Origin of the sequence: Streptomyces sp. SP18BB07 (assembly GCF_036322545.1) — a bacterium.
Taxonomy (GTDB): Bacteria; Actinomycetota; Actinomycetes; order Streptomycetales; family Streptomycetaceae; genus Streptomyces; species Streptomyces deccanensis.
The window spans coordinates 1-356 of the sequence record NZ_JAQYWT010000139.1 but is presented as its reverse complement, the minus strand read 5'-3'; the positions used below and the strand labels follow the sequence as shown (position 1 = coordinate 356).

Annotated in this window: 1 pseudogene; it reads left to right on the top strand. The window is 71.3% G+C overall.

What is annotated here, in order from left to right:
• Positions 1-92: 92 nt before the first annotated feature.
• Positions 93-356 (top strand): annotated as a pseudogene (locus tag PUR53_RS00650) (hypothetical protein); the annotation flags it as partial.

Here is a 356-nt window from a genome sequence, read left to right as displayed (position 1 = left end):
TCCTGTCGGCGTCCCAGCTGCCGCCGCACCCGACCTCGTCCTGGACCGCCGGGCCGGTCACCGAGGGGTTCCCGGAGGCAATCGGCGTCTGTGTGAGCACCGAGGGCGTGCTGTCCTACGACTACCGCTACCGGGAGTTCCGTACCGACGTGGACACCAGCGCCGTGCAGCTGACCGTCGTGGCGGACACGGACGCCCTGGCCAAGAAGCTGGCCAAGCACTACGACGACCTGATCCGCACCTGCGCCGACCGCCTCGAGGCGGCCTCGCCCGACGTCGACGCCGAGGGCCGGGACTACGGCACGCTTCCGGTCGAGGAGGGCGCCCACGTCCGCGGTCTGAACACCGAGACGTCC